A 14,017-nucleotide genomic window follows, 5' to 3' on the forward strand; every position below is an offset into this window, starting at 1 on the left:
CCCGTCATCGGGCTCGGGGAGGAGAGTCAGGAGGAGGCCAGCGGCTCCACGGCGGTCAACACGGCCTTCGCCGCCTCGGTGGGGCGCAGGCGCGGGAAGTAGTGCCCGCCGTCGGGGAGTTCGTGCAGGTCCACGCGGGCGGCCAGCAGCAGCCAGTCCCGGTGGGCCCCGGTGTACCCGGCCGTGTACGGGTCGTCGGCGGCCACCACCACCGACACCGGCGCCGACAGGCGCACGGCCGGCGGGTTCTCCAGGGCGTCGGAGAAGTACCGGTGCGCGGAGAGGCAGTCGTGGCGGTAGGCGGCACCGACCCGCTCGGCGTGCCGTGCCGACAGCTCCGCCAGCTCGACATAACCACCTTCCTCGGCCAGCCGCGCGGCGATCTCGGCGTCGCTGCGGACCGACAGCGCCTCCACCGCGGCATGCCGCTCGGCGGCCGTGCCCAGCAGTTGTGCGCCGAGGAACAGCCGCGCCACCTCCACCCCGCGCTCCTGGAGCCTGCGGGCCGTCTCCACGGCCGCTGCGGCGCCGGAGGAGTGGCCCCACAGCATGACCCGGGTCAGACCACGCGCGGTGATCTCCGCCGCGACCCGCTCCGCCACCTCGGTGATCGACCCGAACGGTTCCTGCCGCCCTGCCAGGTCGTGCCCCGGCAGCTCCACCGCGAGCACCGGCATCCCGCCGCCCGCCAGCGCGCTGGCCATCGGCTGGAAGTTGACCGCGTTGCCGCCCGCGTACGGGAAGCACACCAGCGCGCACTCCGGTGTCCCGTCGGCCTCCGCCAGCGGCTGGAGCAGTTCCCCGTCCGGCCCGGCCGCGCCGTCCAGGAGGGCGGCCAGGTCGGCGAGGACCGGGTTGCGGGTGATGTCCTTCAGGGACACCGCTCGGTCCAGCGCGATGGTCAACTTCACCGCCGTCAGTGAGGTGCCGCCGGAGTCGAAGAAGTGGTCCGTACGGCCGATGCGCTCCTCGGGGATGCCGAGCAGTGCGGCCCAGGCGGCCGCGAGCCGCCGCTCGGCCGGGGTACGCGGCTCGCGGTCCGCGGCGTCGTCGTGCGCGGCCGGCGTGGTCCGTTCGGCCAGTGCGGTGAGTGCCTTGCGGTCGGTCTTGCCGTTGGCCGTCAGCGGCAGGGACGGCTGCCGGTGGAAGGCCGCGGGGACCATGTAGGCGGGCAGCCCCACGCCCAGCGCCTCCCGCAGCTCGTCCACGGGCACTTCGCGCCCCGCGTAGAACGCCACCAACTGCTTGCCCTGCCCGGCCCGTTCGGCCACGACCACCGCGCCGTCCCGCACCCCCGGAACGCGCAGCAGCGCGTTCTCGATCTCGCCGATCTCGATACGGAAGCCCCGGATCTTGACCTGGTTGTCCCGGCGTCCCAGGAACTCCAGCTTGCCGCCGGGATGCCAGCGACCCCAGTCACCGCCCAGGTAGAGCCGCTCACCCGACCGGTACGGGTCCTCCCGGTACGCCTCACGGGTGCGCTCGGGATCGTTGACGTAGCCCCGGCCCACGCAGACACCGGAGAAGGCGATCAGCCCCGGCGCGCCCAGCGGCACCAGCTCCAGCCGCTCGTCCACGACCAGGACGCGGACGTTGTTCACCGCGCGCCCCAGCAGGACGCGGTCGCACACCCCGTCGATGATCTCGTGGTTGGTGTCGTCGGACGTCTCGGTCAGGCCGTAGGCGTTGACCAGCTTGATGCCCGGCTGCACGGCGAACCAGCGCTGCACCAGCTCCGGTTTGAGCGCCTCGCCGGTCACGGACACGAAGCGCAGATCCGGGAAGTCGCGCGGGTGCTGCTCCAGGTAGGTGACCAGGACCTCCAGATAGGAGGGCACGAGCTGGGTGACCCCGACCCGGCCGCCCACGAGCGTGTCGGCGAACCGCTCCACGTCCATGAGCACGTCCTGCTCCACCAGCAGCGTCCGCCCGCCCACCAACAGGGCGGAGACGAGCTGCCACAGCGAGATGTCGAAGCACTGCGGAGCCGTCTGCGCGACCACCCCGCCCTCGGCGACACCCAGGTCGTCGATCTTGGCGAAGAGATGGTTGAGCATCCCCGCGTGCTCGCACATCGCGCCCTTCGGCTCGCCCGTGGACCCGGAGGTGAAGTAGATGTAGGCCAGTTGACCGGGGTCCACCGCCACACCGAGGTCGTCCTCGGCATGCCCTTCCGCGTACGCGTCCCCGACGAGCAGCCGCTCGGTGCCGGGCACGTCGGTCAGCGCCTCGTCGAGCGTGCCCGTGCTGCCCGACTCGGTCAGCACCAGCCGGCACCCGGCCCGCGACAGCGTCGCGGCGATACGGCCAGGGGGGAAGTGCGGCTCGATCGGCAGATAGGCGCCGCCCGCCTTGAACACGGCCAGCGTCGCGGCCAGCCAGTCGAGGTTCCGCTCGGTCACCACGGCCACCACGTCCTCACGGCCCAGCCCGCGCGCCGCCAGCGCCCGCGCCAGCCGGTTGGCCCGGCGGTTCAGCTCGCCGTACGTCCACCGCTCCCCGCCGTGCACCGCCGCCACGGCGTCCGGGTACTGCCGCACGCGCCGCTCGAACAGTTCGTGCGCCCGCGCGTCCGGCAGCTCCCGCTCGGGACCGGCCAGCCCCGCCAACTGCTCGTGCCGCTCCTCGGCCGACAGCAGGCTCTGGTGCGTGTGCTGGGCATCCGGGTCGGCCGCCATCAGCTCCAGCGCCCGCACGTGGTACCCGGCGATGCGGTCGGCGCTCCGGGCATCCAGGACGTCCGTGCGGTACCGGAGGACCAGGCGCCCTTCTGGCTCGGACCAGTGCACGTGCAGGACACGGTCACCGGAGAGAGGGCTCGCGGCGCCGCACGTCACCTCGAACGCCGGCTCCGTCAGGCCCAGTTCGCGGCGCAGGTCCGCCACGGCGAAGTCCCGGTGCGCCAGCACCTCCGACTCCGCGCGGTGGGCCGCTCCGACGAGCGTGCGCCAGGTGCCGGGGGAGACGGTGACGCGGCACGGCAGGGGCTCGCCGTCGGCTTCGGCGGCGTACCCGGTCACCACGTCCCGCTCGCCGGCCAGGGCGGAGAGCACCTTGGCGTGGGCCGCCAGCAGCAGCGCGGCCGCGGGCACGTCGAGCCGACGCGCCAGGTCGCCCAAGGAGTCGGGCAACGGCACCTCGTGCTCGGCCGTACCGGCGACCGGCGCCTCGGCCCAGCGCGGTACCGCGGTGAATCCGCCGGCGGTCAGCACGCCGCTCCAGAAGTCCCGGTCGGCCAGCACACGCGTTCCCATCGGTTGCTCCCTCAGTTCACGGACGCCGCGGCGGCGCTGTCGACGGTGGGTGGGGTCCTGCGGGCGGTACTCGCGGGCCGTACCTCGGCCTCCGGCATCTCCGCGGCGGGGTTGCCGCCCCAGCGCGCGTGCGCGGGGACCTCCTCGCCCTTCATGAGGAAGGAATCGGGCGCGAGCCGCGCGCCGTCGCCCATGGTCACGCCGTAGTGCACGTGCGAGCCGACGCCCAGGGTGCAGCCCGCACCGAGCGTGCTGATGTCGGACTTGAACGTGCCGTCCTCCTGCGAGTGGCACTGGACCTTGCTGCCGGCGTTCAGGGTGCAGTCGTCGCCGATGACGGCGAGTGTGCGATCCGTCATGTAGCAGCCGTCGTCGAACACCCTGCGGCCGATGCGGACACCCATCAGGCGCCAGGCGAGGGCCTTGAAGGGGGTGCCGTTGTAGATGTTCAGGTGCCGGTCCGGCACCTTCCACAGGCGCTCCTGCGCCCAGAAGGCCGGGTCGTAGATGGAGCACAGCATGGGACGCAGCCGGCGGAAGCGGGTGAGGCAGCGCTCCAGCAGCACGTAGTAGAGCGTGGACAGGGCCAGCGTCAGCGCCATGTAGGTGGCGATCACGACGTGCCCGAGCACGCCGTACAGCTCCACCGTGGCCAGGGCCAGCAGCGTGAGCGCGAGCACGTGCAGCCAGCGCACGAACAGCATGAAGGCCATCGAGCGCAGGTTGAAACGATTCTTCTTGGCGAGGCTCCGGCGTAGCGCGTCACCGGACCTGAACTTGTCGAACCGGGTGTCGCGCTCCACGGACCTCGGGATCTCGAAGCACGGCGAACCGAGCAGCCCGACCCCCTCGCGGACCTCCCCGTCGAGCGGCACCATCACCTTCGTCGCCAGCAGGCAGTTCTCGCCGGTCCGGCCGCCGATGGGGTAGGCGATGTTGTTGCCCAGGAAGTTGTGCGCCCCGATCGTCGCCCGCGACACCCGGAACGACGTGGCCGAGTAGTCCGCGTTGATCACGGAGAGCCCGTCGGCCACCATCGTCCCGCTGCCCACCGTGACCAGCAGCGGGTTCTCGTGCTGCACCTCGGTGCCGAAGTTCGACCCGGTCTGCTCGACGTGCGAGAGGTCGTACCCGATGCCGCGCAGGTAGTGCACGATGTACGAGCTGTCGCCGAAGAGCCAGGCGAAGAACTTGATGTTCGTCAGGCGCGCGGTCGCCCGGTGCACCGCGTACCGGAACCCGTAGAGCGGGAACACCCGGTCCGGCGGCACCACCAGGTGGAGCAGGCGGGGCAGGGTGCACAGCAGGACGAGGCCCAGGACCACGAAGCCGACGAACAGCACCAGGGAGAGGACCACCGCGTCGGTCACCAGCTCCCCCAGGGGGAGCGCCGTCTTGGGGTCGACCCGTCTGCGGACCGCCGGTACCGCGTTGAACAGGATGTACAGGCCGCCGACACCGAGCGGGATGTACAGCAGGAACAACTGGAGCAGCGAGGCCAGCCCGAACCAGGCCCGGCGGCCGGTGCCGCACCGGGCGGGGACCACCCGCAGGTAGTCGACGTCCGTCGCCTGCGCGGGGGAGCCGTGCCGGTGCTCGCCGGCCGGGACCGACTGGCCTCGGTGCAGCGACGAGGAGTGCCCGAGCTGGGCGCCGTCCCCCATCGAGGTGTCGATGTCCAGGACCGTCTTCTCCCCGATGTACACGTCCCGGCCGATGCTGATCCGCCCGGTCTGGATGTACCCGGCGTGCGCCCGGTAGCCGAGGAAGAACGAGTCCTTGCGGATGACCGTGCCGGAGCCGATCGTCAGCAGGTCCGTGCAGACCGGTACCGAGTGGGAGAGGATCGTGACGCCCTTGCCGATCCGGGCGCCGAGTGCCCGCAGGTAGAACACGTACAGCGGGTTCCCGATGAAGAGGATCATCGGATTGGCGTGGAGCAGCGCCTTGACGACCCAGAAGCGCAGGTAGGCGAGGCCCCAGACCGGGAACTCACCGGGTTTCCAGCGGCCGACGAGCAGCCACTTGGCGACGACCGGGAACGCGCACAGGGCCACGAATCCGACACCGCCGAAGACGAGGGAGCGTAGGTACACGTCCCAGGCGCCCGATCCGGTGGCGACCCATTCATAACCGCTCGCGGTGACGAAACCGGCGACCAGTGAATATCCCAGGAAGATCAGCAGTTGGGCCGTGCCGCAGAGGGTGTGCGAAAGCCCGCTCGCCCGCCGCACCGGCTCCGTCGGCATCACCAGAGCGGTGGGGGAGAGGGCGGCCGGGGAATCGACGGGAGCCGGGGCGGCCTCCGTGAGAGCCTCCGCCAGGGCTTGGATCGTGGGGTACCGGTAGATGTCCTTCATGGACGGGGAGGGCAGATCCTCCCGCTTCCGGACCCGTGCGCAGAATTGCGCCATGACCAGGGAGTTGGCGCCGAGCCTCTCGAAGAAGTGCGCATCGGCCGGAACGTTCTCCACACCGATGACGTCGGCCAGCGCATCCGCCAGCCGCATTTCGGTCTCCCTCACCGCCGGGCCGCCATCGTGCCGCCCTACGAGGGTTTCGTCGTCCGTTCCTTCTATATGGACGCCCGAGGACTGTTCCACCATGTGATCTCCTGCGAGAACGTCTCGATCGCTGGCTCGGCCACGTGCTCTTCTCTGATCACGAACTGCTGAATCAGTTTCGGCCCGGCACGGTCAGGCTGCCACTTCGAATCGATCAACCCGTGGGCCGGGAAGGCCCCGGCGGGCCCGTGGTTTCTGGGCAGCCGCAGGTGTTCGGCCCATCCGGGATCACCTGTTTGGCGGACCTCTCCTATGCCGGTGCCAGTGGCGCACCGCGCTGCGGGGGCGGATGCTGGACTGGCCGGATTCCGTCCGCCACGCACCGCCCTGCCTGCATCCTTTCGCGGGCCGCACACCGGGAGAGGCCATGGATGACACCGCCGCCGAGCACGCGCTGAGGACCGAGCCGCAGTACATCGACGCGCCGATGACCGCCGCGGCCGCCTTCCTCGTGCTGACCATCAACGACGGCGACGAGGCCATGGACAAGGCGCGGTCGGTGGTGGCGAGCATCGAGGACCTGCTCAAGGACATCAAGATCCAGGTGAACACCGGGATCTTCACCTGCAATCTCGGTATCTCGCACCACGCCTGGGAACCGCTGACCCGGAAACCGCTGCCGAAGGAACTCAAGCCCTTTCAGGAGATCCGGGGCGCCCAGCACACGGCGGTCGCCACCGAGGGCGATCTCCTCTATCACACCCGCGCCGATTCGGTTGATCTCGTCGTGGAATTCGAGAAGATCCTTCTCGAGGCATTCGGTGATTCCGTGACGGCCGTGGACGATGTCAGCGGATTCCGTTACTACAACGGCCGCGACCTCCTGGAATTCGTGGACGGCACCGCCAATCCGATCGGCCTCTCCCTTCCCGCGTCCACCCTGGTCGGCGAGGAGGACCCGGCCTACGAGGGCGGCAGCTACGTCGTCATCCAGAAGTACCTGCACGACCTCAAGGACTGGCGCGCCCAGACCACCGAGACGCAGGAGCAGATCATCGGACGCACCAAGTTCGACAACATCGAGCTCCCCGACGCGACCGAAGGCCAGAAGTCGCACAAGACCCTGTGCACCATCCAGGACGCCGAGGGCGAACACGACATCCTCCGCGACAACATGCCGTTCGCCACCCCCGGCAAGGGCGAGTACGGCACCTACTTCATCGGCTACTCCCGGCATCTGTGGGTCACCGAGAAGATGCTGGAGCGCATGTTCATCGGGGACCCGCCGCCGCTGCACGACCGCATCCTCGACTACTCACGAGCGGTCACCGGCGTCACCTTCTTCTGTCCGCCCCGGAAGTTCCTCGTCGACCTCGCGGACTGAGCCGCGCGAGGAACACCGACTGAATCGGGCGGGCCGGGACAGTCGCAGGGGGAGGCGACTTTCTGGGAGGAAGCATGACCCTGGTCAAAGCGGGCGTGGTGGTGCTCGACTGTGCCGAGCCGGAGAAACTGGCCGCGTTCTACGAGGAGTTCCTGGACGGCGAACAGACCGTCGCCTCCGCCAACCTGGTGCAGATCCGAGGTGCGGACGGCTTCCGCATCGCCTTCCGCCGCGATGTCAACGCAACGCCCCCGAGCTGGCCCCGCCCGGAGAACTCCCTCCAGGCGCACCTCGAGTTCATGGTCGACGACCTGGACGGGGCCGAGCGGCGCATCGTCTCGCTGGGCGGCCGTCCCCTGGAGACACGGGACGCGGTGGGCCCGCACGAGGAGCGCAGCTACTCGGACCCGTCGGGCCACTCCTTCACGGTGCGGCTCGCCCCACCGACCGCCCCCAAGCAGGGCTGACCACACACGAAGACCGGGGGTGGCGGGCATCCGATCGGCCCGCCACCCCCGGTCTTCGTGTGCTCAGTCCCGGCCGCCCTTCTCGGCCACCGGCCACACACCCGTCGACCGCTCGATGGCCTTGGCCCCCGTACGGTCCACGGCACTGCGCACCACCGCGAAGATCGCGCCCTGTACCGCCGCCGCGAGCAGCACCTCGCCCCAGCCACGGTCCCGGTCGAGCGCGTCGGGCGCGTCCTCCTCGTGCCGTATGGCCATCCACGCCTTGCGGAAGGCCAGCCCGGCCAGCGCGCCGCCGGCCCAGCTCATCACGAAGCCGACCGGCTTGTAGGTGAGCGAGAGTTTCTTCTTCGTCTTGTTCTTCGCCATGTCACGCTTCTTCCTCGTCACGCCCTCCTCATGCAGGCAGACCTCGTGGTCCCACCCGCTCGTGCGGAGCCACGGGTCCCGGCGCGGCGCCGTCGCCGAACGGCCGCCCGCCCAACTCCTCGCGGTGGTGCGGGCTCAGCCAGCCGGAGAGGTCCGGGCCGAGCGGCACGATCCCGGTCGGATTGATGCCGGAGTGGACCTGGTAGTAGTGCCGCTTGATGTGGTCGAAGTCGACCGTGTCCCCGAACCCCGGCGTCTGGAACAGGTCCCGCGCGTACGCCCACAGCACCGGGTTCTCCGTCAGCTTCCAGAGATTGCACTTGAAGTGCCCGTGGTAGACCGGGTCGAAGCGGACCAGCGTGGTGAACAGCCGGATGTCCGCCTCGGTGATCGTGTCCCCGACCAGATAGCGCTGCCCCGCCAGCCGCTCGGCCAGCGCCTCCAGCCGCCGGAACACCCCGGCGCACGCCTCCTCGTACTTCTCCTGGTCCGAGGCGAACCCGGCCCGGTACACCCCGTTGTTGACGTCCTCGTAGACCTCCGCCATCACCTGGTCGATCTCGTCCCGCAGGTGCTCCGGGTACAGGTCGGGGGCGCCCTCGCGGGTCAGGTCCGTCCACTCGGTGGCCAGGTCCAGGGTGAGCTGCTGGTAGTCGTTGGTGACCAGCTCGCCGCTCGGCACGTCCACGATCGCCGGCACGCTGACCCCGCCGGGCGCGCCCGGCTCCCGCTTCTCGTACGCCTCGGCCAGGTACCGGATGCCGAGCACCGGGTCCCGGCCGCCGGGGTCCAGGGTGAACCGCCAGCTCCGGTCGTCCTGGAGGGGGTCGGTGACCGCCATGGGCAGCGCCCGCTCCAGCCCGAGCAGCCGGCGCGAGATCACCGCCCGGCTCGCCCACGGGCAGGCCCGCGAGACCACCAGCCGGTACCGCCCGGACTCCACCGGCCAGCCGTCCCGCCCGTCGGCGGTGATCCGGTCCGTGAAATGGCTCTTGGACCGCTTGAACTGCTTGTGGCCGTAGGCGCTGTTGCCGTCGCCACCCATGTCGCCTCCTCGCCGCACGGCTCGCACCGCGCGCTGTCCCTGCCGGGCCCGCCGCCCGCTCCGGCGCGACGGGCCCGTCCGTTCCGCCTGACGCGTTCCCCCTTTTCGGCCGGGGACCCGCGCCGAAGCGCTCAGCGGTCCTGGGACAGCCGCAGGAGGTCGGCGAAGGTGCCGCCGGCGTGGACGAGATCGTCGTACGTGCCCTGCTCGGTGACCCGGCCCTGGTCCATGACGACGACCCGGTCCGCGATCCTGGTGTTCTCCAGGCGGTGGGTGATGACGATCGTGATCCGGTCGGCGGAGATCGCCTTGATGTGCTCGAAGATGGCGTGCTCGCCGTGCGGGTCCATCTGGGACGTGGGCTCGTCCAGGATCAGCAGCGGCGGACGGCGGTACAGCGCGCGGGAGCAGGCGAGCCGCTGCCACTGGCCCCCGGACAGCTCGGTGCCGCCGAAGATCTCGCGGGCGAGCAGCGTGTCCAGCCCGGCGGGCAGCTCCTCCACCGCCTCCCGCATGCCGACGGCCTCCACCGCGTCCCACACCGGGCCGTCGTCATGGCTGCGGGGCTGGCCGAGGGTGACGTTCTCCCGTACCCGGAGGGGCCACTGCGCGAAGATCTGCGGCACCAGACCGGTGTTGTCCCAGACGGTCGCCGGATCGGCGGTCGCGAGATCGGTGCCGTTCCACACCACCCGGCCCTTGTCCGCCAGGTAGATACCGGTGATCAGCCGGGTCAGGGTGCTCTTGCCGGAGCCGTTCACCCCCACGACCGCCAGGATCTCGCCGCGCCGCAGCGCCAGGGAGACCCCGTCCACGGCGGGCCTGTCCTTGCCCGGATACCGGTAGCTGACCTCCTCCAACCGGATCTCCTCCACCGGCGCCTCGACGACCGTGCCCCCGCGCCTGGGCGCCCGCTCGGCGGCGTGGTCGAAGAACGCCTGCATGTCACCGAGGTAGAGGCTGGTGTGGAAGACGGCCGCGCCCTCCATGACCAGTTGGGACAGCGCGGAGAGCGTCGTCTGCACCGCGACCACGGCGGTGGCGGCGACGGCCGGCGCGACCCGGCCGGTGACGGCCAGCCAGGCGAGCATCCCCCAGGTGGCGGTGAGGAACACGCCTCCGGCGAAGGAGGAGAGCAGCGCGATCCGCAGCGTCCTCGGGGCGGCGGCCAGGGTGCGCCGGTCGACCCGCTCGGACAGGGCCCGGTACCAGTACAGGAGGTAGTCGGTCATGCCGTTGGCGCGGACCTCGTCGCCGTACTTCGGGGTCGTCGCCCACCAGCGGGTCATGCCCCGGACGTTGCGGTCCGCGATGTTGGCGTAGTGGATGTCGTAGTCCACCCGCGCGGTGAGGACCGCGCCGACGGCGGCCGGGGCGACGGCCAGCAGGAGCAGCGGCAGCACCAGCGGGTTGAGCACGGTGACGACCGCGCCCGCGGTGACCATCCGGATCAGGGCCGATGTGAACCGCTGGGCGTCCATCACCATGACCTGCGTACGCGTCACGCCCATCTCGGCGGCTTCCTGCCGGTCCGAGAAACCGTCCACCGCGCAGGCGGCCGCCTCCACCCGGCAGACTGCCTCGACGAGAGTGGTGTCCGTGGCGGTCATCAGCCGGGGAGTGATCCGGCGCTCGGCATAGCGGGCCACGGCCAGCGCGGTCCGGGCCGTGGCACTCGCGCAGGCGACGACGACCAGCGCGGGGAGGGCCGCGCGCAGCCGGTCCGCCATCGCGCCCGCGCCGAGCAGCGGGGTCATGGCCCGGGCCGTGGCGGTGAGCAGGACGGCGGCCGACACCCCGGTCGCCACCTGGCACGCGAGCAGCAGCAGTACGGCACGGCGGTCGATCGCCCACGCCATGGCCGTGATCCGGCCCAGCACACGCGGGAGTTGGGCGCACAGGCTGCGGAAGCTCGCCTCGCCCAGCGGGTTGACGGAGTAGTGCCCGGAGTAGTTGATCTCCGCCGGTGCGGGCGGTGGGACGGTGCGGGTGGATGTGCTCAACTGCGCGTCTCCTCAGGTTGCGAAGTCCGGTGAAGGTGCGGCACCGGAGTCAACGAGAGGGAGACCGATATCGAACACACGTGTTTCGGCCGCAGCGGAGTCCGCATCGACCGCCGTCGTTCCGGGAGCCCCGGAAAGGCGCCGTAGGACTCAACGCGCCGGGCCTCCGCGCGGCCGTGGCCGAATCGCCACGGCCGATACGCGTGTGACGGATGGGTTCCGCTCAGCCCTTGAGGCGTTCGCGGTCGCCCATCACCACCATCGGACGGTCGGCGGGGTCGAGGGCGCCCAGCAGAGTCTTGATGCCGGCCTCCGGGACAGTCACACAGGCCGACGTGCCATCACCGTGGTCCAGGTGCAGCCAGATGCCGCCGCCCTTCTCCACACCCTCGGGCCGGCTCCAGTCATAGGGCGGAGTGCCCTTGATCCGGTTGTAGTTGATGGCGATGACGTAGTCGAAGTCGTGCGCGTGCGCCTCGTCGTCCGGGTCCACCACCGATGCGGCGTAGGCGTGGTCGTCGTACCAGTACGGCAGCTTGGTGCCGGGGCTGCGCAGGGTGCCCCCGGCGTCGGTGAGGGAGAAGACGCCCACAGGGCTGCGCTCGTCGTCGAGCTGATGGTCCGTCGTCCAGCCCCGGCGGCCGTTGTGCGAGGGCCAGCTCGCGGACTGCTTCCACTGGGCGCCCCGCTTCTCGTACAGCACGGCCGTGCCCTCGGCCGAGTCCCGGTCGTCGCCGTAGACGACCACCAGTTGCCGGGTGTCGTCCGGGATCTGCCTGCCCATCCGCTCCCCGACGCCGGGGACGCCGCCGGCGGTCGTCGGGCGGGAGGAGCCGGACACGGCCGGGTTGCCGTTGCCCGCCACACCGCCGGAGCGGGACGTGGTGCCCGGGTCCCCGCAGGCCGTGGTCACCGCCAGCAGGACACCGCAGAGGGCCGCCGCGGATATGGCATGCCGGGCACCACCGTGCCGTGCGTAGCGGGGACAGGACGGGGTGTCAGTGGAGTTCCGCATGATCAGAATCCTGGGGCGCGACCGCGCGGGCGCGCATCCCGGACCGGCATCCGGGCTAAGCGCTACCGTGGCTCCCCATGACAGTCACCGGGACGGACATCACGGCGGACCTGATCCGGGATCTGCTGCGCGAGCAGCACCCCGACCTGGCGGAACGCCCCCTGAAGCTCGGCGCGCTCGGCTGGGACAACCAGGTGTGGCGGCTCGGCGACGACCTCGCCGTGCGCCTGCCCTGGGCCACCGAGTCGGCGGATGCGCTGCTGCGCAAGGAACACACCTGGCTGCCCCTTCTCGCGGAGGGCCTGCCCCTCCCGGTCCCCGTGCCACAGCGCCTCGGTGAACCCTCCGCACGCTTCCCGAGACCCTGGCTCGTCACCACCTGGGTACCCGGCGAGCCCGGCGACCGTGCCCCGGCGACCCGCCCCGAGGAGGCGGCCGACGCCCTCGCCGCCTTCCTGACCGCCTTTCACCGCCCCGCCCCCGAGCAGGCACCGGTGGGCCGGGATCGAGGGGGCCGCCTGGCCGACTACGCGGAAGCCCTCGCCGGCTCGCTCGCCTGGGCCGCCGAACTGGGCCTCGTCCACGACCCCGACGCCGTCCGCGCGGTCTGGGAGGACGCGGCCGCCGCGCCCGGCTGGACCGGCCCCCGCCTCTGGCTCCACGGCGACCTGCACCCCGCCAACATCCTCACCATCGACGGCACCTTCTCCGGCGTCATCGACTTCGGCGACCTCTTCGCCGGAGACCCCGCCTTCGACCTCGCCTCCGCATGGATTCTCCTCCCGGACGGCGCCCTCGACCGCTTCCACACTGCCTACCGCCCCGCCCCGGACCCCGCGACCCTCCGCCGCGCCCGCGGCTGGGCGATCCTCCGCGCCCTGGCCGGCATCCGCATCGGCCACGCGGGCGACCAGGGAAGCCCAGGCGGCAAACCGACCTGGGGCCCGCCGGGCCAGGCGTCCCTGCGCCGGCTCACGGAGTCGGCCCGCTCCTGACGCGGAAGGTGTTCCGATAGGCGCGAGGTGAAACGCCGAGCGCCTCCCGGAAGTGCAGCCGCATCGCCGTACCGGTGCCGTACCCCGCGTCGGCGGCGACACGGTCGACGGGGTGGTCGGTGCGTTCGAGGAGCCGCCGGGCATGGTCGAGGCGCTGCTCGGCCAGCCAGCGCATCGGTGTCGCGCCGGTCTCCCGACGCAAACGGCGGCTGAGCGTGCGCACGCTGATCCCGGCGCGTCGGGCGAGGTCGTCCAGAGTGAGCGGCTCGCCGATGTGCTCCAGGGCGTAGGCACGGGCGGCCGCCGTGGGGGAGGGGGCGGACTCCCGGGGTACGGGCCGCTCGATGTACTGCGCCTGCCCGCCCTCCCGGTGCGGTGGCACGACGGTGTCGCGGGCGACCGCGTTGGCGACCTCCGCCCCGTGATCGCTACGAATCATGTGCAGACACAGGTCGACCCCGGAGGCGACCCCCGCCGAGGTGAGCACCCCGTCGTCGTCGGTGTACAGCACACCGGGATCGACCTCGGCCTCCGGGTACAGCGCGGCCAGCTCGGCGCAGGACTTCCAGTGCGTGGTGGCCCGCCGCCCGTCGAGATGCCCGGCGGCGGCCAGCACGAACGCTCCCGTGCAGATCGACGCGAGCCGCGCCCCCTCGGGCACGAGGGCGAGCGCCCGCCGCACCTCGGGGTCGAGCCGCCCGCGCTCCTGCGGCCGGTAGTCCTCGACGGCGGCGGGGACGACGACGGTGTCCGCCTCCCGGAGGATCTCCGGCCCGTACGGGACCTGAATCCCGATGTCGGTGTCCGTCGCCACCACGCCCGGCACGGTCGCGCAGGTGCGCACCGAGTACAGCGGCCGACCGTCGGGGTCGGTGGCGGTGGTGAACAGCCGGTGCACGATGCCGAGTTCCATCGGAATGAGCCCGGCGCGCACCAGGACGACCACCTGGTGCCGCCTCTCCCCGTCCATGACCGGATTCT

Annotated in this window: 10 protein-coding genes; 3 read left to right on the plus strand and 7 right to left on the minus strand. The window is 71.5% G+C overall.

Annotation, left to right across the window (positions count from 1 at the left end; translation table 11 throughout):
- Nucleotides 1-26 precede the first annotated feature (26 nt).
- Both OG448_RS29605 and OG448_RS29610 read right to left on the minus strand, forming a co-directional pair.
- Nucleotides 27-3,254, minus strand: coding sequence for a non-ribosomal peptide synthetase (locus tag OG448_RS29605; RefSeq protein ID WP_405558377.1), 3,228 nt, complete (start codon nucleotides 3,252-3,254; stop codon nucleotides 27-29).
- 11 nt (nucleotides 3,255-3,265) lie between these two features.
- Nucleotides 3,266-5,860, minus strand: a complete 2,595-nt coding sequence (locus OG448_RS29610) for a Pls/PosA family non-ribosomal peptide synthetase (protein WP_405558378.1) — start codon at nucleotides 5,858-5,860, stop codon at nucleotides 3,266-3,268.
- 325 nt (nucleotides 5,861-6,185) lie between these two features.
- On the opposite strand from OG448_RS29610, the gene OG448_RS29615 reads away from it, so the two are divergent.
- Together OG448_RS29615 and OG448_RS29620 are read left to right on the plus strand one after the other, a co-directional pair.
- A complete protein-coding gene (locus OG448_RS29615) occupies nucleotides 6,186-7,142 on the plus strand; it encodes a Dyp-type peroxidase (RefSeq protein ID WP_405558380.1) in 957 nt (318 codons plus the stop codon).
- A gap of 74 nt (nucleotides 7,143-7,216) precedes the next feature.
- On the plus strand, nucleotides 7,217-7,609 hold the full coding sequence (locus OG448_RS29620; protein ID WP_364818402.1) for a VOC family protein: 393 nt from the start codon (nucleotides 7,217-7,219) through the stop codon (nucleotides 7,607-7,609).
- A gap of 63 nt (nucleotides 7,610-7,672) precedes the next feature.
- Here the strand turns inward: OG448_RS29620 and OG448_RS29625 are convergent, their stop codons facing one another.
- From OG448_RS29625 to OG448_RS29640, 4 genes are all read right to left on the minus strand, one after another.
- On the minus strand, nucleotides 7,673-7,978 hold the full coding sequence (locus OG448_RS29625) for a DUF4235 domain-containing protein (RefSeq protein WP_031183373.1): 306 nt from the start codon (nucleotides 7,976-7,978) through the stop codon (nucleotides 7,673-7,675).
- Between the two features lie 28 nt (nucleotides 7,979-8,006).
- The gene (locus tag OG448_RS29630; protein WP_405558381.1) at nucleotides 8,007-9,023 is read right to left on the minus strand and encodes a glutathione S-transferase family protein; all 1,017 of its coding nucleotides are present in this window, start codon (nucleotides 9,021-9,023) and stop codon (nucleotides 8,007-8,009) included.
- A 131-nt stretch (nucleotides 9,024-9,154) separates the two neighbouring features.
- Nucleotides 9,155-10,882, minus strand: a complete 1,728-nt coding sequence (locus tag OG448_RS29635; protein ID WP_405559031.1) for an ATP-binding cassette domain-containing protein — start codon at nucleotides 10,880-10,882, stop codon at nucleotides 9,155-9,157.
- Nucleotides 10,883-11,249: 367 nt separating this feature from the next.
- On the minus strand, nucleotides 11,250-12,041 hold the full coding sequence (locus tag OG448_RS29640) for a hypothetical protein (protein WP_405558383.1): 792 nt from the start codon (nucleotides 12,039-12,041) through the stop codon (nucleotides 11,250-11,252).
- Nucleotides 12,042-12,118: 77 nt separating this feature from the next.
- On the opposite strand from OG448_RS29640, the gene OG448_RS29645 reads away from it, so the two are divergent.
- The gene (locus tag OG448_RS29645; RefSeq protein WP_405558384.1) at nucleotides 12,119-13,036 is read left to right on the plus strand and encodes an aminoglycoside phosphotransferase family protein; all 918 of its coding nucleotides are present in this window, start codon (nucleotides 12,119-12,121) and stop codon (nucleotides 13,034-13,036) included.
- Here OG448_RS29645 and OG448_RS29650 read toward each other — a convergent pair.
- Entirely contained in the window at nucleotides 13,014-14,006 is a 993-nt protein-coding gene (locus tag OG448_RS29650) for a GlxA family transcriptional regulator (RefSeq protein ID WP_405558386.1), read from the minus strand. The two genes, OG448_RS29645 and OG448_RS29650, sit on opposite strands and share 23 nt — an antisense overlap.
- Between the last annotated feature and the right edge of the window lie 11 nt (nucleotides 14,007-14,017).

The sequence above is a fragment of the Streptomyces sp. NBC_01171 genome, from assembly GCF_045039805.1.
Lineage (GTDB): Bacteria > Actinomycetota > Actinomycetes > Streptomycetales > Streptomycetaceae > Streptomyces.